The following is a 21,657-nucleotide window of genomic DNA, read 5'->3' as shown; positions in this document are numbered from 1 at the left end:
TCGCTTCCTTGTGTGTCAGTGGTGTTGGTCATGGCCGGAGTCGGTGCCGGGCTTTCGCACGCTGGGTGCACCGGATGCGCTGCCGGGTGGTGTCTGGCGCGGTGCATCGGCGCCGAGCGGCTTGCCCGTCCATTCCCATGCCACGGTGTCCTTGGGGTGCTTGAACCAGCCCGGATCGCGGTAGTCGTTGGCACCCAGCTGCGCGCGCACCTTGAGCGTGGTGAACATACCCCCCATCTCGAGCGATCCGAACGGGCCGGTGCCGCTCATCATGGGGAAGGTGTTGTCCGGAAGAGGCATTTCCATCGAGCCCATGTCTCCCATGCCGCGCTCGCCCATCAGCATGTAGTCGGGCACGATCTTCTGGATCTTCGAGACCAGCCCGCGATGATCCACGCCGATCATCGTCGGCACGTCATGCCCCATGGCACCCATGGTGTGATGGCTCTTGTGGCAATGCAGCGCCCAGTCACCCAGCTCGTCGGCAATGAACTCCACCTGCCGCATCTGGCCCACCGCGACGTCAGTGGTCACCTCGGGCCAGCGCGCGCTCCTGGGAACGGGGCCGCCATCGGTGCCGGTCACCTCGAACTCATGGCCGTGGATGTGGATCGGGTGGTTGGTCATCGTGAGGTTGCCCACGCGGATGCGCACGCGGTCGTTCTGTTTGGCGACCAGCGGCGTGATCGCGGGGAATACGCGGCTGTTGAAGGTCCAGATGTTGAAGTCCGTCATCTCGTTGACGCGCGGCGTCATGGCCCCGGGCTCCACGTCATAGGCCGAAAGCAGGAACGCGTAGTCGCGATCCACATGGGCGATCAGCGGGCTTGCGGCCTTGGGGTGCGTGATCCACAGGCCCATCATGCCCATCGCCATCTGCGCCATCTCGTCGGCATGCGGGTGGTACATGAAGGTGCCGGGCCGGCGTGCGACGAACTCGTAGACGAAGGTCTTGCCGGGCGCGATGTGGGGCTGCGTGAGCCCGCCCACACCGTCCATGCCGTTTGGCAGGCGCTGGCCGTGCCAGTGGATGGTGGTGTGCTCGGGCAGGCGGTTGGTCACATAGATCCGCACGCGGTCGCCCTCGACCACCTCGATGGTCGGGCCCGGGCTCTGGCCGTTGTAGCCCCACATGTTCACCGAGAAGCCGGGGGCGACCTCGCGCACCACGGGTTCGGCCACCAGGTGGAACTCCTTGACACCATTGCTCATGCGCCACGGAGTGGTCCAGCCGTTGAGCGTGACCACCGGCCGGTAGGGCCGGCCATTCGGCGGAACCAGGGGTGCGGCGGTGTCCGCCGACGACTGGCTTGCGGGTTCGGGCAGCGCGGCCATGGCCACGCGGCTGACGGAGGCGGCTGCAACCGCGGTCGTAACGGCGGTTGCAGCGCCTTTGAAGAAATTGCGGCGTTGCATGTCAGTGGCCTTGTTCGTTGGTGTTGCTGGCGGCGTTGGATGCGCTGCTGCCGAGCGCTGCGGTTTCGCCGGGCGACGTACCGGTCAGTGCCAACTGCAGATCGGTTTCTGCCAGCCAGAAGTCGCGCTGGGCATTGGTCGCATTCACCACGGCCTGCGTGGTGGCACGCGCTTGCGCAAGCAGTTGCCAGACGCTGTCGAACATGCCGTTGTAGCGCAGCACGGTCTCGTCCTGCACCAGCTTGGCAAGCGGCAGCACCTCGGCCTGCTGCTGGTGCGCAAGGTCCCATGCCGTGCGGTAGCGCGACCAGCTGGTCCGTGCCTCACCGCGCGCGCGCAGGGCGGTGGATTGCAGCAGCGCGGCACTGCGCCGGACCTCGGCGCGCGTGCGGGCCGAGGCGGAGCCTCCCCAGTCGAAAATGGGCAGCGGCAGGTCCAGTTCCCAGCCGCGCGTCTTCTCGACGTGGCCGGTTTCGCGATCCGTGCTGCGGTTGTTGGAGTACGTCGCACCGATATCGCCGAACACGGCACCCACGCCCGCCCAGCCTCCGCGATCCGCCGTCGTGTCCAGGTCCCGCCGCAGCGCGCGCAGGTCGAGCCGCTCGCGCAGCGCGGTGGCTTCCGCGTCGTCACCCGAACGCAGTTCGCCGGCACTGCGTGGAATGGCGGGCAATTGCGCAGGCAACTGGAACGCCGCCTGCGTGCCCCACAGGCCCATCATGCGCGAGAGCTGCTCGCGGTCGGTTGCCGCGGCCAGCCGTGCGCGTGCGAGCTGCGCTGCGGACTCCTGTGCGATCGACAGCTCGCGCGCCTGCTGCAGCTTGTTGAAGTTGCCCACCTGCGCCATGCGCCGGGCCAGTTCCGCACCCAGCTGCGCGGCGTCGTTCATCTTCACTGCGGCCGCCAGCGATTGCTCCGATGCCACGGCACGCAGCCACGCCCTGCGGGTCTCTGCGGCCATCAGCAGCACGTTCTGCGAAGCCTGCAGCGTTGCGCGCTCCATCTGCCAGCCAAGCCAGCGCGAACGCCAGGGCAGGGTGATCACGTTGACCAGGTTGAAGCCGAGCTGGCGCTCGATCTCGCGCTCGTGCCCGTTGGTGAAGCGTCCCAGCGTGAGCGTCGGATTGATCAGCGTGAGCGCCTGCGCGCGCTCGGCATCCTGTGCCGCCAGCTCGGCGAGCTGCGCATGCAGATCGGGATTGTTCAGGAGCGCAATGCGCACGGCCGTGTCCTGGTCGACAGGTTGCTTGAGCCAGTCGGCAATGCGGTCCTGCGCCTCCTTGCGCGCATCGGCATTCGCCGAGGCGAGCTGTGCGTCCTTGGGCAATCGGCTCTGTGTCTGCTGCTGCACGTCGCCGCGCAGGCCATCGCTTGCGACACTTGCGCAACCGGCGAGCACGAGCGCCGCAGTCAATGCCGACAGCGTGGTGGTTATCCGGCGCGTGTTCATGGCTTGGCTCCATCATGCATGTGATGCTGGTGGCTCGTGGGCCGGGACTTCGGCACGGCCGCAGGCGTTTTCGCGCCGCCCTGGGGCTGTGCCGCTTCCCATTTCAGGACATCTGCATGCCCGCGGGGAAACTCGGCGACGGCGCGATTGGCGGCACGCCAGTCACCGGGCTGTTGAACGATCTGGCCAGCGGGTTGCAGCGCCTCGTGTTCAAGCGCCAGGGTCGGTGCATGGGCATCCGTGATGGATGGTGAGGACGACGGTGGCGACGCGTCGCGACTCTGCGCGTGGGCCGCCGTGAGGCTGACGATAACGCCCAGCGTTGTCGCCATTGCCCGGAAAACAATGGAGGAAAAAAGAGAGGAATGCGCGGCGCGCATGGCAATCTCCTGAGAGCATGAATTTCACACAGCGTCCGCCGGGCCGGCATGCTCACCCCGGAGGGCAGCAGCAAACGGCGGACGCACCAAGGGCGTGAAAGCTCAGGAAATGGGTGGCTTGACCACCTGTGCAGACTGCGCGCTCACAAAGCGCGAGTTGGGAGCGGCCTGCAGGGATTGCGGTGCCGACTCGGTGGCCAGCACCTGTTCCGCAGGGGCGTGGAGGGATGAGTTGCAGATATCGCACGCCGAGCACGACGGGGTATGGTGCTGGGTGTTGCCGCAGTGTTTGAGGGATGCAGCATCACTCTTGCAATGCTTGGCCTGCTCCGTCGATGCGTCTACGGCGGCATGAAGCCCATGCTGCAGGTCGCTTTGCTCCGCGTGCGACGCGTGCTGCGCGGAGGCGGAATGCTCTGCGGCCGGCACTGCGCCCACCGGGATCACCCCCATGGCCATGGCGTCGCCCAGCAGGCCACGAAGGACCAGCAGGAAGACAAGGGCCATGGAGACTATGCGGTGCATGGGATGAATGATAGCCGGAGTTGGATTTAGTTCCGGTGGAGATGCCCTGAGGTATGGATTTCTCCCGCAGGCGTCTTCGCGAAGGCAGGTGATGTACCTCGGCCCATGCTGGCGCTGCGTGGAGTTCGCTAGTCTATTTGTACTATGGACTGCGCTTGCGTTCACTGCACATACTCTCGCTGGCAGACCCAAGCGTCTGCCACGAAAGGACTTCACTTATGGAAGGAATGATGCAGCGCTGCTTGATTGCGGCGTGCGGGTTGCTGCTTGCCGGGGCCGCACCCCTCGCCCATGCGGTGCGCATCACCGTGGACACGCTGGACGATGTGAGCACAGTGCGATGCACACTGCGTGATGCCATGATCGCCGCTACGAACAATGCAGCCACCGGCGCCTGTCCGGCCGGCGATGCCGACGGTGTGGCCGAGGATGAGATCGTCTTTGACACGGCATTGTTTGCTGGCGAAGGGCAACGCACGCTGACACTGAACAGTTCTCTGCCCTCGCTCAAGGGTCGGGTTGCGATCAGTGGGCCTGGCGCACAGAGCCTCATGGTCCGACGCGCGGACGAGGCTCCCTTTTTTCGCATCCTGACCGTTGAAGGCGGGCGGACCCGTCTCAGTGCTGTCACTCTGGCCAATGGCGCGGTGATGGATGACCAAGGCGGCGGCATCCGCAGTTCCGGTGATCTGGAAATAGCGCGCTGCATTGTGGAGGGGAACCAGGCTGTCCGCTCTGCCAGGCCCGGAACCGTATTCAATATCAATCCGACGGGCGGAGGGGTCTATTTTCGCGGATCCACTCTGTCTATTGTCGATAGCCGCATCGCCAACAACCGTACAGTCGCCAGCCATCAGGCACCAGGAGATGATGGCGGCGGCGGGGGTATCTATGTCGCTGAAGGAACATTGACGATGCTGCGCAGCTCTGTGGTCGGCAATCGTACGGGTGCGGGCGGGGGCGGCATCCATGGCGGGGCCATGACGATCGAGAGCAGCGAGATCGCATTCAATCAAGCGTCCAGCGGCGGTGGCCTGTTTGCCGGAGAGTCACCTCGGATCCGCACCAGTGCGATCCACGACAATGTCGCAACCGATGAAGGCGGAGGAATGATCGTCTATGGAGACGACATTCTCCTTGAACGCCTGAGCGTGTATGGCAATCGCGCAGGCCGCAGTGGCGGCGGGATCATGGTGCGCACGTTCGAAAACGACCAGTTCCGGCTTGTCAACAGCATGCTGCACGGCAACCGTGCAGACATGAATGGAGGCGGCATCGGCATCGACTCCAAGAGTCTTTTCGACAGGCTGAACCTCAGCCACAACACCATCACCAATAACCGCGCTGGCGTTGGCGGAGGATTGGATCTGTTCGTTTCCAACGACTCGCTCGAGAACGGCTTGACCCTGGCAGCTAACTTGATCGCTGGCAACAGTGCGGACATGTCGCCCGATGTGGATGCAGACCTCAACGGGGCGCCTGCACGCAACCTGTTTGGTGATCGTTCAGGGATAGGCAACTTTCAGCCCCATGATCTGGTCGCTGAGGCTCGTCTGGGGCCTTTGCTGGATGATGGTCTTGCACGCGTTCAAACCATCTTGCCCGCGAGCCCCGCGATCAATGCCACGGATTGCTATGAAGTTTCCGTGGACCAGACGGGTGGACCGCGTCCACTCGATGGCAAGTGCGAGATCGGCGCGCATGAGTTCCGCGGTCGCCTGGAGCAAAGCCTGCGCTTCGATGCGCCGTCCGACCGCCTGTTGAGTGAAGGGGCGTTTCAGCTGATCGTGGCGGCTACGCGGCCGCTGGGCTCCGATGCAACGGGACGGTTGAATCTCGTCACATTGACACCGCTGGTATGTGCCGCCTCGGGTTGGATGGTTACGCCCTTGGCCGTCGGCTCGTGCGTACTTGAAGTCTCGCTTCCTGCCGAAGGAGGCGGCGCGGATTTGCCGCGCATGGCCGTGCAGCGCAGCCTGCAAATCAGCAGCGCCCACACCAAGATCGCCCAGGGGATCGAGTTTCCTGCGCTCTCCGATCGCGTGCTCAGCGATCCACCTCAGGCGCTCAAGGCCGTCACCAGTTCGGGGCTGCCCGTGCGCTATGCCGCTCAAGGCCCATGTTCCCTATCGGGAAACACGGTGATCGCCGGCGGAGCGAGCGGCACGGGGATCTGCATCGTCACCTCCACGCAAGAGGGGAATGCGGAGTACGCCCCTGCAGTGCCGGTGACGCGCAGCTTTACGGTCCACCCTGACGGCAATACGGCAGCGATTGTCGTCACCACGCTGGACGATACAAGCACCACGCATTGCAGTTTGCGCGATGCCATCCGGTCCGCCAATGACAATGTGGTCCGCGGCGCTTGCTCGGCGGGTGACCCGAATCCGCTGGTGACCGATCGGATCGTTTTCGAGTCGGGCTTGTTCGACGGCACTCCCAAGCAACTGCTGCTGGCATCGGCGCTGCCTGCGTTGCGTGACCGCGTGGAACTGATCGGTCCAGGCCCGGACCAACTCGATCTGCATCGAGGCTACGGCTACGGCACACCGCAGACGCGGTTTCGTATTCTCGCCGTGGCCTCCGGTGCCAACGCTACTGTCGAGGGGCTGACCCTGAGCGGCGGGGTGGTCGGGGCCATGCCGCGTGGCGCGCCCGGCAGTCGTGCCTCCGACCCTGGCCACGGCGGGGGCGTGAATAATGATGGCACGCTCACCTTGCGCCATTGTGCTGTCAGGAACAACAAGGCATACGCGGGCTTTGTTCCCACCGGTGATCGCGTGGGCTACTCCAGTCCCGGGTCGGGAGGTGGTATCTACAGTCGAGGCGCACTGGTCATCGAGAACTGTGAGATTACCGGCAACGAAGCCGTCATCGGTGATGGCGGCGGTATTCATGCCTTCAATTCGCTTTCCGTGAGCAACAGCCTGATCGCCAACAACAACGCGGCAGGCCAGATCAACAAGCAACCCTACGTGGTGCAAGACAGCGCCGGAGGGGGGCTGCGTAGCGAAGGCCCATTGACGATCACCAACAGCACGATCACGGGCAACCGAGCGGATGGCGCCGGGGCAGGCGTCGCCAGCTTCGGTAGCGTCACCTTGCTGCATGCCACGATATCGGGGAATAGCTCCTACAGGCTGCGCCCGGACCTCGTAGCCAGCGGCGGCATCCACGCGCAGGGGGGTGGCACCGTGACCAATAGTGTGATCGCGGGCAACATCGAAGAGGGTACGAGCCTTCTGTCGAACCTGCATGGCAACCTGACGCAGTCCGGCTCTAACCGGATCGATGGCGATGCCGAACTCGCCACGCTTGCACACAACGGAGGGTTGACGCGCACATTCATGCCGCGCACCGGCAGTTCACTGATCGATGCCGCTCCTTGCCTGGAGGGCGTTACCCTCGATCAGCGTGGCCAGCCGCGTCCCGGTGCGAACTCCGTTGGGGGGCTATGCGACATCGGCGCGGTTGAAGTGCAAAAAGGTGCTGCCTCGAGCGGTGCAGACCAATACATCGACTTTCCCATCATCGGTTCGCATGTGCCGGGCATTCCGTTCATGCTCGAAGCCCATGCCAGTTCAGGATTGCCGCTGAGCTTTGCAGCGGGGCCGACGAGTGTGTGCACTGTTGCGGGCAATGTACTGATGCCGATCGCCTTGGGGGCATGCACGATCACCGCAAGTCAGGCTGGCAACGCCGAGTTTGCTGCGGCAGCGGACGTGTCGCAAAGCTTCGAGGTAGAGCTCCCCGTGCTGCTCGAGCAGGTCATCGTCTTCACGAGCGCGGCCCCTTCAGCCGCGCAGGTCGGTGACAGCTATGACGTAGTCGCCACCGGCGGCGCGTCGGGCAACCCGGTCATTCTTTCAATTGCTGCCGATACAGGCAACGTGTGCACTCTCGAACCGGGAAGTCATTCGGTTCGTTTTGTGGCGGAGGGCGTATGCACGATCAATGCGGATCAGATAGGCAATGTGCGCTACGCTCCCGCCTTGCAGGTACGGCAGAACGTACGGGTTGCCGCGCTGGTCCGGCCCGTCCCGCCGCAACTCATCTCGGCCGATGACGGCACCATCGTCGGCACCGCCGTACCGAAAAGCACGGTGGAGGTCTTCGATGGGGTGATTTCTCTTGGTGTTGTTGTCGCTGAAGTCGACGGCCGGTTTCTACTCTCCCAAGTCCTGAGCACCGGGCCGCACCGGCTGACCGCCAAAGCCAGCAATCGCGGCGGCACGTCCGATGCCAGCCTGGCGTTGGTGCTGGATATTCCATTGTTCGACGGACCGGTTGGTGGCAGCAAGGCTGAAAGGGTGCGTATCACCAGCGACATGAACGGCTGCGCACTGCAGGGTGCAGCGCCGCAATGGGGAGAGGCTCCCGGTCCGTTGCCTGCATACGCAGCGGCTCCGTTGGGGGCTCTGGCCTTCACGGCCATCACATGCCCTGGCGGTACCCTGACCGTGCAGGTGGACTATCCTGAAGGCAGCTTGGCAGATCTGACGGCCTACAAATACGGTCCGCACGGCTGGTTTGCCCATGGAAAAAGCGATACCGACAGTGGGCGGGTGACCTATACCGTGACGGACGGTGACGCAGGTGATGGCAACTCCGTTGCGGGCGTCATCCAGGATCCTCATGCCATGCTCCAAATCTCTGCAGCACCTGCTGCACTGCAGCCGGTACCCATGCTTTCCGCCTGGAGCATGGCGCTACTCATGGCCTTTGCTGTGCTGTTGGGTTGGAGCGGATTGCGTCGCCCCGGCGGGGCGTCGAATCCGCACTAGCCCGGACTGCAGCCCTGTCTTCGAGCAGGTGCCGTTCGGGGCGCGTCGAACCCGACGGCATATCCATGGCCGGAGTCCTTACTTTCCGCCCCAGTTCCTCAACCGCAGCCCATTGGCCACCACCAGCAGCGAAACTCCCATGTCGGCCACCACGGCCATCCACATCGTGGCCATGCCCATGAGTGCGAGCACGAAGAAGATCACCTTGATCCCGAGCGCCAGGCTGATGTTCTGCCAGAGGATGCTGTGCGCGGAGCGCGACAGGCGCACGGTGTCCGGGATGCGGCGCAGATCGTCGTTCATGAGGACGACGGAGGCGGTTTCCATGGCCATGCCGGTGGAGTGTGCACCGCCCATGGCGAAGCCCACGTCGGCCTTGGCGAGCGCCGGAGCGTCGTTGATGCCGTCGCCGGTCATGGCGGTGGGGCCCTTGGTCTTCTGGAAGGTGGCGAGCAGGTCGAGCTTGTCCTGCGGCAGCAGGCTGCCGCGCGCGTCTTCGATACCGGCCTCGGCCGCCACGGCACGGACGGTGGCGGTGTTGTCGCCGCTCAGCACGATGGGTTCGACGCCTACGGCCCTGAGCTGTTCCACCGCCTCGCGCGAGGTGCTGCGCAGCGGATCGGCCACGGCGAACAGCGCGCGTACCGATCGCGCATCGGCCAGCAGGGTGACGGTGCGCCCCTGGGTTTCCTGCTCGACGAGCTGCTTTTCCAGTTCGGGGGTGGCCAGGCCCATCTCGCGGATCATGCGCAGGTTCGCCAGGACATGGCGTGTGCCGTTCACCTGGCCTTCCACGCCGCGCCCGGGCAGCGCCTTGAGATCCTGCACGGTGTTCTCCAGGTTGGCGGGCAGGGTCTTGGCAAGACCCGCTGCAATGGCGCGCGAGACGGGGTGGTCCGAGCGGCTGGCGAGCTGCCATGCGATGTGCGCGGCGTCCGCGTCATCGCCAGCGGCCAGGGCCTGCCACTGCACGAGCGTGGGGCTGCCGGTGGTGAGCGTGCCGGTCTTGTCGAGCGCGATCACCTTGATGTTGCGTGCCTCTTCGAGCGCGCTGCCGCCCTTGATCAGGATGCCGCGCTTGGCGGCGGCGGTCAGGGCGCTCACCACGGTCACGGGCGTGGAAATCACGAGGGCACAAGGGCACGCGATCACGAGCAGCGCCAGAGCCTGGTAGACGGACTGGTGCCAGGTCCAGCCCATCACGAACGGTGCCAGCACGGCCAGCAGTACGGCGAGCACGAAGACGATGGGCGTGTAGACCTGTGCGAAGCGGTCCACGAAACGCTGGGTCGGTGCGCGCGAGGCCTGGGCCTCCTCCACGGCGTGAACGATGCGTGCGAGCAGCGTGTTGTCGGGCGGTGAGGTGACCTGCATCTGCAACTCGCCGTGCTGGTTGACGCTGCCGGCATACAGGTCGTCGCCGACGGCCTTGTCGGCGAGCTTGCTTTCGCCGGTGATGGGTGCCTGGTCGACCGTGCTCTCGCCCTGGGTGACCTTGCCATCGAGCGGCACGCGTGCGCCGGGTGCCACGCGTACCAGCGCGCCGAGGCTGACCTGTTCCACGGGCAACTTCTGCACGGTACCGTCGGCCAGCAGCACGTCGGCCGTTTCGGGGGCCAGGTTGAGCAGGCTGCGGATGGCGTTGCGTGCCTTGTCCATCGCCTGATCCTCGATGCGTTCCGCCGCGGCATAGAGCGCCATCACCATGGCCGCTTCGGGCCATTGGCCGATGATGAAGGCGCCCGTGACCGCCACGGCCATGAGTGCATGGATGCCGAGCTTGAGCTTCAGCAGGCTCTGGATGCCGGCCTTGTAGACACCCAGGCCCGACAGCGCAATGGCGAGAACCGCGAGCGCCATGCCCACATACTCGAGCTGGAACCAGTGGCTGACCTCTGCACCGAGGGCCACGGCAAGCGCTGCGAAGATGCGCGGCCAGCCGGGCAGCACGCCGTGGTCATGGCCGGCGTGGTCGTCGCCGCCGTCTTCGTTACCGTGCGCGTGCGAAGCCTGCGCAGGCCCCCGCAGCAGGCGCCGCAGCCGATGGCGGGCGGTGCAGCCCGTGCCTTCCGGGCGGGCTGGGCGTGGTCGTGCCCGTGGTCCTTGCCATGGTCGTGCGCGTGATCATGACCATGGTTGTGATCCAGGGGTTCCAGTGGCTTGGGGAGTGGGGTCATTTGGCTCATGCCATGATTGGAAACCTTGAAGTCACTTGAAGGTCAAGCGATGTCCCAGCAAAGCCCACAATACCGTATCGGAGATGCCGCCCGCCTCTCGGGCATTCCCGCGGCCAGCATTCGCTACTACGAGAAAGAGGGGCTGTTGCCCGAGCAGGCGCGTGGGGGCAACCTGTACCGGCTCTACAGCGATGAGGAAATCCACCGGCTGCGCTTCGTGCGCCTGTGCCGGGCGATGGACATGTCGCTGGGCGAGGTGCGCACTCTGCTCGCGCTCGATGCGGGATCCGAAAGCGATGCCCACGCCGCCTGCGCCACGCTCGACGAGCACCTGGTGCATGTACGCACGCGCCTTGCCGAACTGCAGACGCTGGAGCATGAACTGCTGTCGCTGCGCGGCCGCTGCGACGGCACCGGCGGCCATTGCCAGGTGATCGACGCTCTGCATGAGCGTGCCGATGCCGAGCCCGTGCCTGCTCCGCAGCCGGCGCACAAGCGTCATGTCTGACGCCGGAAGGTGCGTCCGCCCCGCTATGATCGATCCATGAGTGCAGCACAGGGCATCGTCGATCTGCCGCACCGCACGTGGAACATGCTGCGGCGCTGGGCCGTGGCCTGGTGGCGCATCATCTACCTGGGCGCGGTGGTGCTGGTGCTGATGCTCTCGCCCTCCAGCTACAACCGCGCCACGCGCTGGCGCCTGGCGCGGCACATGTACATGGAGACCGCCCCGATCCTTGTCGGTCATACCTTGCTTGCGGCGCTGCTGAGCCTGGTGATCACGCGCATCGTCGTGGTGACGGCGCAGAGCTATGGACTGTCGCGCTATGCGATGGAGATGGTGATCCGCGTGCTGGTGCTGGAGCTGATCCCGCTTACCGCGGCGTTGTTCGTGGCCATGCGTGCCACGATTCCCAACGGCACCAGGCTGGCGCTGATGCAGCAATCGGGGCATTTCGAGCGGCTGCGCGGTCATGGCGCGGACCCCATCCGCGTCGAGTTGCTGCCGCGCGTGGTGGCGGGCATCTATGCCAGCGTGACGCTGGCGGCGCTGTCCTGCGTGGTGGCGCTGGTGATGGCCTATGTGGGAGTCTATGGATTGAGCGTGGCGGGGCTGCCCATCTACACGCGCATGTTCGGCCATGTGTTCTCGCCGCAGGTCACAGCGATCTTCGCCTTCAAGACCGTGTGCTTCAGCCTGGCGATTGCGCTCATTCCAATGGCCGAGGGGTTGTATGCGGATGCCAGGACCCCATTGGCCGGCGGGCCGCGCAGGCTGGATTCCGAGCTGGGCGGGCTGGCGCGGATGTTCGCCGTGTTGCTGCTCATCGAGGCCGCATCGCTGGTGGTCAACTATTACTGAACTGAAACCACACTGGGTACAACAGGATGAATGATCCAGAGAACGAACCGACAACCAGGCAAAGGCCCCTGCTGGAAAGCGAGGAGCTGCTGCGGCCGGTCGCGCATCTGGAGCGCAAGGCCGTGGCAATGCTGCTGTTCACGGCGGCGCTCATCGTGGGCGCCGTCGTCTACCTGATGTATGCGCGCGGCGTATTCGAGCCCACGCAGCGCCTGATTCTCACGGCCGATGATTCGCAGGGCGTGTCGGTGGGCATGGACATGACGTTCCAGGGCTTTCCGATCGGCCGGGTGCGACGCATCGAACTGGCGGACAACGCCGAGGTGCACATCCTCATCGACGTGCCGAAGAAGGATGCGCATTGGCTGCGCGCGACCAGCGTGTTCACCTTGGTGAGCGGCATCGTCGGCGGCACGTCGATCAAGGCCTACAGCGGCATCCTGACCGACCCGCAGCTCGAGGACGGAGCCATGCGCCCGGTGCTGCGTGGCGATGCCACGGCGGAGATCCCCCAGCTCATGTCGTCCGCACGCGAGTTGCTGGACAACCTGAACGCCATGACCAGCCAGGGCTCGGCGCTGGGCGGCGTGGTCGAGAACGTGCGCACGCTGACCGACAGCCTCAACGGCCCGGGAGGCGCGATCAAGGTGCTGACCGGAAACGAGGCGGATGCGAAGAAGCTGGCCGCCGCGCTCGACCGCGTGAACCAGTTGCTGGTGCGCCTTGACGGCATGGTCGGCAAGGCCGACAGGCAGGTGTTCGGCGCGGGCAAGGACGCGGGGCTGGTGGCGGATGTTCGTGGTGCCGTGGTGCAGCTCAACGGGTTGTTGGCGGACACGCGCCAGAGTCTCACCAAGATCGATGCGGTACTGGTGGAGGCGCAGGCCGTGGGGGCCAACGCCCGCGAGGCGACGACCGATCTGGGTGCGTTGCGCGGAGAGGTCGAGGCCAATCTGCGCAAGGTGGAGTCGCTGCTTGCCGACATCAACCGCAAATGGCCGTTCGCCAAGGATTCGGAGCTGAAACTGCCATGAACAGAACCGCTGTTGCCGTCGCCGGGTCTTCCCGTGTTCCTATGAGGTTTTGCATGTCCCGGCAGCTGGCGCGCTTGGCGGTGCTCGGCGGCGCATTGATGCTGGGGGCATGCGCTGACAAGCCCCCCGTGCCCGACTGGCAGGTCAACGCCTTCGGCTCGGTGCAGCGCGCAAGCGATGCCTATCTCTCCGGCAGGAGCCGGGTGGCGGATCAGGAGTGGCGTGCGGCGCGCAGCGAGGCCGCGCGCACGGGTCGCCCCGATGTGCTGGCGAAGGTGGAGCTCAACCGCTGCGCTGCGCAGGCGGCCAGTGCGGAGGTGCTGGATTGCCCGGCCTTCGAGGCCTTGCGCGCCGACGTGCAGCCGGCCGAGCTCCTGGCCTATGCCGACTATCTGGCCGGACGCGGGCTCACCGCGCAACAGGTCGCGCTGCTGCCCGAGGCCCAGCGCAAAGCGGCGACGAACGTGGGTGCGATCGCAGAGATCGCCGATCCGCTGTCGTTGCTGGTGGCTTCGGGTGCCGCGCTGCGTGCCGGGCGGGCCACGCCGGAGACGTTGGTGAAGGCAGGCGATGTGGCATCGGCCCAGGGGTGGAGCAGGGCGCTGCTGGGCTGGCTGAGCTTGCGCGCCGAGCGGGCGCGTACCCTCGGGGACGAGGCGCTCGAGGCCTCCATCAAGCGCCGCATGGCGCTGGTCCGGACACAGGGGCAGCCTGTTCAGGCCGGGGATATGAAAGGCGACGGCAGCGCAAAAAATGAAAAGGCCCCTGAAAAGAGGCCTTGATGTGAAGGTGTGAAAGATCGGCGATCAGGAGTCGGCGGGCGGCGTGAGATTCGCCCGCCAGAACCCCTTGCGACGGAGTCGTCAGAAGCTCAATTGAACAATTCTGCGCTCAGCAGTTTGTCCAGTTGCGTGTTTGCTGTGATCAACGAATCGACGGACTGCACAGCCTCATCGGGAATCAGTGTCATGGCAGTGGCCGCTACAGCCAAAGCTACCGTTACCGTGAAGGCTGCCAGTGCGCGCGATCCTTGGCGGATGTTGCGGTTCATGACAGGGTCCTCGGAAAAAGATGGTTTGCAGGTAATCAACGTGTGAGTGCTTATCGGGGTTGACAAGCTGACTCTATTGGAGCATTCGATCTGGGAGAAATGTTGTCGGACGAGGGCTATTCCGCGTTGCGAACGTTCGAGTTCACCCTTGCTTGCAATTCGCGTTGGGCGGATGTCACATCGGTGAAAGTGCCCGGGCCAGGCCGGATGCAGTGAGGCCCCGGGAGAAAAGATCGTCTTCGGCCGCCCGGCCATGCTGCCAGCAGGCCTGGCAAGCGGCGAGGAAGGCCCGCCGGGCCAGGCCATCCTGCGTGTTGTCGAGGGCCGCGATTCTTGCGCCCAGCAATCCCGCCAGCACATCGCCGGTGCCGCCTGTGGCAAGGCGTGCATTGCCTGTTGGATTGATGAAGGGGGTCTCGCCCGGCGCCGTGATGATGCTGCCCGAGCCCTTGAGCACGGCGATGCAGCCATGGCGCTCTGCAAGCTCGCGCGCGGCGGCGATGCGGTCGGATTGCACGGTGCGCGTATCGCTGCCGAGCAGCCGCGCGGCCTCCAGCGGATGGGGCGTCATGGCGGTGACGAAGCTCGCATGGCGCGCGCGTTGTGCAAGCAATGCCTGCATGCCGGCATCGGTCGCGATCGCGTTGAGGGCATCTGCATCGAGCACCAGTCGACGGGCGGTCTTCAGGATCTGCGGGAGGACGGTCCTGACGGCATCGCCCCCACCGCAGCCGCAGACGATGGTGGCCGTCTCCAGGTCCAGCTTTTCGAAACGGCGCAGCATGATCTCGGGTGCCAGGGCTGGAGATTGGGTCAGGGCAGGATCGAGCGCGGAAAGCATCACCCGCCCGGCGCCCGCATGCAATGCCGCGGAGGCGGCCAGCAGTGCCGCACCCGTCATGCCCATGCCGCGTTCTTCCAGGCCTTCGCCGCCGACCACGGCGACGTCGCCCCAGCTTCCCTTGTGGCTGGCATGTGGTCGCGATGGATGGATGCCGTGAGGGGCGCATGCCAGCCATGCGCGGGGCGCGGCATCGGGGGACGGCAGTTGCAGGTCGTCGAGCCAGACCGTGCCGGCTGCATCGCGGCCCATGCCTGTGAAAAGGCCCGGCTTGAGCGTGAGCAGGCTCAAGGTGTGGCGCGGTGCAGATGGAGGGGACGGCAGTGGCTCAAAGCCCGCGGCCCACTGGCCCGAATCCGCCATCAGACCCGAGGGCAGGTCGACGCAGAGCACCGTGGCCCGCGTGCCGCGCACCACGTCGAGCAGCGACCGCAGTGCCGCAGACGGCGAACGGCCGCTGTCGTGCGGCGTGAGTCCGATGCCCAGCAGGGCATCAATGCAGAGGTCCTGGTCTTCCAGGTCGTGCGGAGGCTCGTCGACGAACAGTACACCTGCGGCGACTGCCTTGTGCCATGACTTCAGGGTGTCGGCCGATGCCTTCTCGACCGAGCCCAGCCAGCTCACCTGCACCCGGAATCCATGGGCATGCAGCAGCGCCGCGGCTTCGAGTCCGTCGCCGCCGTTGTTGCCGGCACCGCAGGCTATCCAGATCAACCGCGCATGGGGTGCCAGAGCCTGTGCGAGCCGTGCAACGCATGCGCCGGCCCGCTGCATCAGCACATGCGGGCCGGTGGCGGCGATGCCTGCCGCCTCGATTTGTCGCGTGGCTTGCAGGTCGTGAAGCGGGTGAGGATGATCGAAGGTGACGCGCTGCATCGCGCCATTGTGCCCCGGGGCGCGGACGCGTTCTCAGAAGCGGTGCGCGCCGAACGCGTCGATCTCCATGGCCATGGGAGCCCCGGCGATCTGGTCGGCCAGCAGCCTCGCGCTACCGCAGGCCAGTGCCCAGCCGCAGGCACCGTGGCCGGTGTTCAACCACAGGCCGGGAATACCGCTTGCGCCAAGGGCCGGCGCGCCATCGGGCAGGGTGGGGCGCGCACCGCGCCAGATCTGCAACTGCTGGGACGAGAGTTGCGCACCCCCAGGAAACCAGCCGGAGAGTGCCGAATACAGCTTCTGAAGAGTCTCGGCATGGTGCTCGCCGCCGCCATGGCCAAGCTCTGCGCCACCCGAGACACGCACGCGCTGTCCCTGGCGTGCGATGGTGATGCGGTGCACCGGATCGATCACCGTGCCCTGCGGGGCGTGCAGTTCCTCGCGCAGAGGCGCACTGATGGTGTAGCCATGGAGGGCGGCCACCGGCAGGTTCACCCCGTGCCGGCGCAACAGGCCGGCGCTGGCAAGGCCGGCGCAGAGTACGACTGCATCGGCCCTGCGCGGCGTGCTGTCGCCCCCGACCTGCAGGGTGACCGGGTGGCCGGAGATCGACTCCACCCGTGTATTGAAAAGGAACTTCACGCCATGCTCCTGCGCCGCATAACGCATCACCTGCGCGAACAGGCGGCAGTTGGCGGCTTCGCCATCGGGTGCATGGAGCGCGCCCAGCAGGGGAATGTCGGGGCAGAGCCCGGGCTCGATCAGCCGGGTGGTGTCTGCATCGATCTCGGTGATCGTGCTGCCGCCGTTGCGGAGCAGGTCGGGCACGGGCTGGAGCTTGCGCAGGTCATGCTTGCCGCGCAGCAGCACCAGCGTGCCATGGCTGGTTTCGATGTCGATCTCGAACAGCGCGGAGAGCTTGCGTGTGCGCTCGAGGCTGTAGCGTCCGAGCCGCTCGAGCGCGGTCAGTGTCGCTTCGGCGGACGGCGAGCGCGCTGCCTTGCGCCAGCGCAGCAGCCACGAATACTCGGCTCGGCCGGCCCCGCGCGCCATGCGAAACGCGGGCTGCCGTCCCCAGAGCATCGAGGTGGAGGCCGCGCCCACGCCCGCGGCTGCCCATGGAATCAGCAGGGACGGGGCCAGCAGGCCCGAACTCGCAAAGCTGGCTTCTTCGGCGGCGGCGCTACGCTGTTCATACACCGTCACGCGGTGGCCGTCACAGGCCAGTTCATAAGCAGTGGCAATGCCTACGATGCCAGCGCCCACAATCGCTATTTCCATGGAATCTCAATGTTTTCAGACAATCATGCAACCCGTCCGGCATTGCGTCACCCAGTCATGGCACCGTTTTGGTGCTCTGAATTTTGCGCGGCCCGTGGCGAACCGTGCATTGTCCTCTGAGTGCCGAGTCCCCGGAGCCAGTCGGGCACGCAATGACCTTGGTATCCGCAAACAAGCGTCAATCAATGTGAACCCGCACTATCGCGGAAGACGGTGACGCTGCCGTGGCGGAAACGCAAACGATGGTCTGCGGCGATGCCTGGCGCGGCCTTTGGTGGTGGGATGAAGGGAGTCCGAGCGGCGATGTACCACGGAAGTGGTGCAGGAATGTGCTAGAATCCTAGGGTTTTGCCGAGTGGTGCCTTGGGCTGAATGCGATGACTGTATATGGTTTCGCACCAGGAAGACTAAGGGGGCCGCCGGGCAAAACAATCGCAAACCAGGCCCGTCAAGGTGTCGCTGCTTCCGTTTTTGAATGGACGGCGATTAATCGGGGCTGGATTTAAGACCCAACCTTTGGAGAAATCTCATGTCCGTCACGATGCGCGAAATGCTCGAAGCCGGTGTCCACTTCGGTCACCAAACCCGCTTCTGGAACCCCAAGATGGCCCCGTTCATCTTCGGTCATCGCAACAAGATCCACATCATCAACCTGGAAAAGTCGCTCCCGATGTTCCAGGACGCGCAGAAGTTCGTCAAGCAACTGTCTGCCAACCGCGGCACCGTCCTGATGGTCGGCACGAAGCGCCAGGCTCGTGAAATCCTGAAGGAAGAAGCCACCCGCGCCGGCGTGCCTTTCGTTGACCAGCGCTGGCTGGGCGGCATGCTGACCAACTTCAAGACCGTGAAGACTTCCATCAAGCGTCTGAAGGACATGAAGGCACAGCAGGAAGCCGGCCTCGAATCCATGAGCAAGAAGGAACAGCTGATGTTCTCGCGCGAACTGGAAAAGCTCGAGAAGGACATCGGCGGCATTCAGGACATGAACGCCCTGCCGGACGCCATCTTCGTGATCGACGTGGGCTACCACAAGATCGCTATTGCCGAAGCCAAGAAGCTGGGCATTCCGCTGATCGGTGTGGTTGACTCCAACCACTCCCCAGAAGGTATCGACTACGTGATCCCCGGCAACGATGACTCGGCCAAGGCCGTGGCTCTGTATGCCCGTGGCATCGCCGACGCAATCCTCGAAGGCCGCGCCAATGCGGTGAACGAAGTGGTCAAGGCTGTCCAGGCCGAAGGCTCCGACGAATTCGTGGAAGTGGACGAAGCCGCTGCCTAATTGAAAGAAGGCCGCGCGACTCGTCGCGAAGAAAAGCGGGGCCTCACATGAGCCCCCTTTTTTTTAGCCTGCAATCCGTAACGAACTGAACTGAACTGGAGAAATACGATGGCAATTACCGCAAGCATGGTTGCTGAACTGCGCGCAAAGACCGATGCACCGATGATGGAGTGCAAGAAGGCTCTGACCGAAGCCGACGGCGACATGGCCAAGGCTGAAGAGCTGCTGCGCGTCAAGCTCGGCACCAAGGCCGGCAAGGCCGCTTCGCGTATCGCTGCCGAAGGCGTGATCACTGCATTCGTGAACGGCAACACCGGCGCGATGATCGAAGTGAACAGCGAAACCGACTTCGTGTCCAAGAACGACAGCTTCATCGCCATGTCGAACGCGGCCGCCAAGCTGATCGCCGAGAAGAACCCCGCCGACGTGGCAGCCCTGTCCGCCCTGGCCTACGAGCAAGACGGTTTCGGCCCGACCCTGGAAGACGTGCGCAAGGGCCTGATCGGCAAGATCGGCGAAAACATGTCGTTCCGCCGCTTCAAGCGTTTCGACGGCTCGAACCTGGCTGTGTACCTGCACGGCACCCGCATCGGCGTGGTCGTCGAGTTCGACGGTGACGCAGTAGCCGCCAAGGACGTGGCAATGCACATCGCCGCCATGAAGCCTGTGGCCCTGTCGTCCGCCGACGTGCCTGCCGACCTGATCGAGAAGGAACGCTCCGTGGCTGCCGCCAAGGCCGAAGAGTCCGGCAAGCCTGCAGACATCGCCGCCAAGATGGTGGACGGTGCGGTGCAGAAGTACCTCAAGGAAGTGTCGCTGTACAACCAGGTCTTCGTGAAGGCTGCCGACGGCAAGCAGACCGTGGAGCAGATGCTCAAGGCCGCCAACACCACGATCAAGGCGTTCACGATGTACGTCGTGGGCGAAGGCATCGAGAAGAAGGCTGACGACTTCGCTGCCGAAGTGGCTGCCCAGGTGGCTGCTGCAAAGGCCGGCGCCTGATTTCTTCAGACGCAGCGTCCCTGACCGATCACATTTATTTCTTTCATTTTTTTGTTGCCTAACGGAGAACCACTCATGACCCTCGCCAAACCAGCCCACAAGCGCATTTTGCTCAAGCTGTCTGGTGAGGCGCTGATGGGGGATGATCAGTTCGGCATCAACCGCGCGACCATCGTGCGCATGGTGGAAGAAATCGCCGACATCACACGCCTGGGCGTGGAGGTGGCGGTGGTGATCGGCGGCGGAAACATCTTCCGTGGCGTGGCTGGCGGTTCTGTCGGCATGGATCGCGCCACGGCGGACTACATGGGCATGCTGGCGACCGTGATGAACGCGCTGGCGCTTGCCGATGCCATGGACAAGCAGGGCCTCACGGCCCGCGTGATGTCCGCGATCGGCATCGAGCAGGTGGTCGAGCCCTACGTGCGCCCCAAGGCACTGCAGTACCTCGAAGAGGGCAAGGTGGTGGTGTTTGCGGCTGGCACGGGCAATCCCTTCTTCACGACCGATACCGCGGCCGCGTTGCGTGGCGCCGAGATCGGCGCCGAGCTGGTGCTCAAGGCCACCAAGGTGGATGGCGTGTATACCGCCGATCCGGCCAAGGATCCCACCGCGACCCGTTATTCCCAGCTCACTTTCGACGAGGCCATCACGCGCAATCTCGGCATCATGGACGCGACCGCATTCGCGCTGTGCCGCGACCAGCGCCTGCCGATCCGCGTGTTCTCGATCGTGAAGCCCGGCGCACTCAAGCGTGTGGTCATGGGTGAAGACGAAGGCACACTGGTGTACGCTTGAGGGTTTTTCAGCCTTCGTGATCCGCGCCCCGCTGAGGAGAACCATATGACCATTGCCGATATCAAGAAAACCACCCAGACCAAGATGGACCAGTCCATCGAGGCTCTCAAGAACAATCTCTCCAAGGTCCGCACCGGCCGTGCCAACCCGCAGCTGCTGGACACCATCCATGTCGAGTACTACGGCTCCATGGTGCCGCTGTCGCAGGTGGCCAATGTGTCTCTGCTGGATGCCCGCACGATCAGCGTGCAGCCCTGGGAAAAGAACATGGGCGCAAAGATCGAGAAGGCCATCCGCGAGAGCGACCTGGGCCTGAATCCGGCGTCCATGGGCGACCTGATCCGCGTCCCCATGCCTCCGATGAGCGAGGAGCGCCGCAAGGAGATGACCAAGCTTGCGCGCACCGAGGGCGAGAATTCCAAGATCGCGATCCGCAACCTGCGTCGCGACGCCAACGAAGGTGTGAAGAAGCTGGTCAAGGACAAGGAAGCCTCCGAAGACGATCAGAAGCGTTCGGAAGCCGAGATCCAGAAGCTCACCGACAAGCACATTGCCGACATCGACGTGCTCGTGGCCGCCAAGGAACAGGAAATCCTGGCGATCTGACGCGCGTCGGAACCTGATTTTCCCCTGTCCATGAATTCATCATCGAGTGCGGTTCCGCACCACATCGCCATCGTCATGGATGGCAATGGTCGCTGGGCCACACGCCGCCTGCTGCCGCGCCTTGCGGGCCACAAGCAGGGCGTCGATTCGCTGCGCCGCTGCGCCCGTGCCTGCGCCGAACGTGGCGTGGGCGTGCTCACCGTGTTCGCCTTTTCCTCCGAGAACTGGAACCGCCCGGCGGATGAGGTTTCGGGGCTCATGGACCTGCTGGCCAAGGCGCTGGCACGCGAGGTGCCCGATCTCCACAAGGACGGCGTGCAACTGCACTTCGTGGGCGACAAGGCGAGCCTCTCCGAGAAGGTACGTGCCGGCCTGCAGCAGGCCGAAGCCATCACCGCGGGCAACACACGGCTTGTCCTGAACGTATGCTTCAACTATGGTGGCCGCTGGGACATCGCGCAGGCAGCCGCGGCGCTTGCCGAACGCGGCGAGCCGATCACGGAAGCCGGCCTTGACCGCGCCATGGCGCTGTCGCATGTGGCCGATCCGGATCTGCTGATCCGCACCGGTGGCGAGATGCGCATCAGCAACTTCCTGCTGTGGCAATGCGCATACTCCGAGCTGGTCTTCAGCGACCGTCTCTGGCCCGAGTTCGATGAGGCTGCGCTGGACGAGGCGATCGCTGCATACGCCTCGCGCGAACGCCGCTTCGGGAAGACCTCGGCGCAGGTGCAGAAATCATCGCGGTCCGCCTCCGTGCAGACCTGATCCCGCAATCGACCGACGGAGGG

17 protein-coding genes and 1 pseudogene are annotated in these 21,657 nt (G+C 64.8%); 10 read left to right on the top strand and 8 right to left on the bottom strand.

Annotated elements, in window-relative coordinates; translation table 11 throughout:
* Nucleotides 1–15: 15 nt before the first annotated feature.
* From H9K76_RS15330 to H9K76_RS15315, 4 genes are all read right to left on the bottom strand, one after another.
* On the bottom strand, nucleotides 16–1,416 hold the full coding sequence (locus tag H9K76_RS15330) for a multicopper oxidase family protein (RefSeq protein WP_187596232.1): 1,401 nt from the start codon (nucleotides 1,414–1,416) through the stop codon (nucleotides 16–18).
* 1 nt (nucleotide 1,417) lies between these two features.
* Nucleotides 1,418–2,866, bottom strand: coding sequence for a TolC family protein (locus H9K76_RS15325; RefSeq protein ID WP_187596231.1), 1,449 nt, complete (start codon nucleotides 2,864–2,866; stop codon nucleotides 1,418–1,420).
* Nucleotides 2,863–3,246, bottom strand: coding sequence for a hypothetical protein (locus H9K76_RS15320; protein ID WP_187596230.1), 384 nt, complete (start codon nucleotides 3,244–3,246; stop codon nucleotides 2,863–2,865). Before H9K76_RS15320 ends, H9K76_RS15325 begins: the two co-directional genes overlap by 4 nt.
* A 102-nt stretch (nucleotides 3,247–3,348) precedes the next feature.
* The gene (locus H9K76_RS15315) at nucleotides 3,349–3,753 is read right to left on the bottom strand and encodes a hypothetical protein (protein ID WP_246475047.1); all 405 of its coding nucleotides are present in this window, start codon (nucleotides 3,751–3,753) and stop codon (nucleotides 3,349–3,351) included.
* A 236-nt stretch (nucleotides 3,754–3,989) separates the two neighbouring features.
* Here H9K76_RS15315 and H9K76_RS15310 point away from each other — a divergent pair, with 236 nt between their 5' ends.
* Nucleotides 3,990–8,555 (top strand): choice-of-anchor Q domain-containing protein, encoded by a 4,566-nt coding sequence (locus tag H9K76_RS15310; RefSeq protein WP_187596228.1) that lies wholly within the window; start codon nucleotides 3,990–3,992, stop codon nucleotides 8,553–8,555.
* 78 nt (nucleotides 8,556–8,633) lie between these two features.
* Here H9K76_RS15310 and H9K76_RS15305 read toward each other — a convergent pair.
* Nucleotides 8,634–10,741: pseudogene (locus tag H9K76_RS15305) on the bottom strand (heavy metal translocating P-type ATPase).
* 40 nt (nucleotides 10,742–10,781) lie between these two features.
* Between H9K76_RS15305 and H9K76_RS15300 the strand changes: the two are divergent.
* From H9K76_RS15300 to H9K76_RS15285, 4 genes are read left to right on the top strand one after another with little or no spacing between them, the layout of a single operon-like run.
* Nucleotides 10,782–11,240 (top strand): Cd(II)/Pb(II)-responsive transcriptional regulator, encoded by a 459-nt coding sequence (locus H9K76_RS15300; protein ID WP_187596227.1) that lies wholly within the window; start codon nucleotides 10,782–10,784, stop codon nucleotides 11,238–11,240.
* Between the two features lie 36 nt (nucleotides 11,241–11,276).
* Complete coding sequence (locus tag H9K76_RS15295; RefSeq protein WP_187596226.1) at nucleotides 11,277–12,095, top strand: MlaE family ABC transporter permease; 819 nt, start codon at nucleotides 11,277–11,279, stop codon at nucleotides 12,093–12,095.
* Between the two features lie 26 nt (nucleotides 12,096–12,121).
* Entirely contained in the window at nucleotides 12,122–13,129 is a 1,008-nt protein-coding gene (locus H9K76_RS15290) for an MlaD family protein (protein WP_187596225.1), read from the top strand.
* A 53-nt stretch (nucleotides 13,130–13,182) separates the two neighbouring features.
* A complete protein-coding gene (locus H9K76_RS15285) occupies nucleotides 13,183–13,911 on the top strand; it encodes a hypothetical protein (RefSeq protein ID WP_246475043.1) in 729 nt (242 codons plus the stop codon).
* 89 nt (nucleotides 13,912–14,000) lie between these two features.
* Here H9K76_RS15285 and H9K76_RS15280 read toward each other — a convergent pair whose 3' ends face one another.
* The 3 genes from H9K76_RS15280 to H9K76_RS15270 form a co-directional block, all read right to left on the bottom strand.
* Entirely contained in the window at nucleotides 14,001–14,180 is a 180-nt protein-coding gene (locus tag H9K76_RS15280; RefSeq protein ID WP_187596224.1) for a hypothetical protein, read from the bottom strand.
* A 175-nt stretch (nucleotides 14,181–14,355) separates the two neighbouring features.
* On the bottom strand, nucleotides 14,356–15,897 hold the full coding sequence (locus H9K76_RS15275) for an NAD(P)H-hydrate dehydratase (RefSeq protein WP_187596223.1): 1,542 nt from the start codon (nucleotides 15,895–15,897) through the stop codon (nucleotides 14,356–14,358).
* 33 nt (nucleotides 15,898–15,930) lie between these two features.
* A complete protein-coding gene (locus H9K76_RS15270) occupies nucleotides 15,931–17,178 on the bottom strand; it encodes an FAD-dependent oxidoreductase (RefSeq protein WP_187596222.1) in 1,248 nt (415 codons plus the stop codon).
* Nucleotides 17,179–17,707: 529 nt separating this feature from the next.
* Here H9K76_RS15270 and rpsB point away from each other — a divergent pair.
* From rpsB to uppS, 5 genes are all read left to right on the top strand, one after another.
* The gene (gene rpsB / locus H9K76_RS15265; RefSeq protein WP_187596221.1) at nucleotides 17,708–18,460 is read left to right on the top strand and encodes a 30S ribosomal protein S2; all 753 of its coding nucleotides are present in this window, start codon (nucleotides 17,708–17,710) and stop codon (nucleotides 18,458–18,460) included.
* A 108-nt stretch (nucleotides 18,461–18,568) separates the two neighbouring features.
* Nucleotides 18,569–19,462 (top strand): translation elongation factor Ts, encoded by an 894-nt coding sequence (tsf, locus tag H9K76_RS15260; RefSeq protein WP_187596220.1) that lies wholly within the window; start codon nucleotides 18,569–18,571, stop codon nucleotides 19,460–19,462.
* A gap of 75 nt (nucleotides 19,463–19,537) precedes the next feature.
* Nucleotides 19,538–20,260, top strand: coding sequence for a UMP kinase (gene pyrH, locus H9K76_RS15255; RefSeq protein ID WP_187596219.1), 723 nt, complete (start codon nucleotides 19,538–19,540; stop codon nucleotides 20,258–20,260).
* A 45-nt stretch (nucleotides 20,261–20,305) separates the two neighbouring features.
* Nucleotides 20,306–20,866 (top strand): ribosome recycling factor, encoded by a 561-nt coding sequence (frr, locus tag H9K76_RS15250; protein ID WP_187596218.1) that lies wholly within the window; start codon nucleotides 20,306–20,308, stop codon nucleotides 20,864–20,866.
* 30 nt (nucleotides 20,867–20,896) lie between these two features.
* Nucleotides 20,897–21,634, top strand: a complete 738-nt coding sequence (uppS, locus tag H9K76_RS15245) for a polyprenyl diphosphate synthase (RefSeq protein ID WP_187596217.1) — start codon at nucleotides 20,897–20,899, stop codon at nucleotides 21,632–21,634.
* Nucleotides 21,635–21,657: the final 23 nt, after the last annotated feature.

It is taken from the genome of Diaphorobacter ruginosibacter (assembly GCF_014395975.1).
Taxonomy (GTDB): Bacteria; Pseudomonadota; Gammaproteobacteria; order Burkholderiales; family Burkholderiaceae_C; genus Diaphorobacter_A; species Diaphorobacter_A ruginosibacter.
This window is presented reverse-complemented; position numbering and strand designations above follow the sequence as displayed.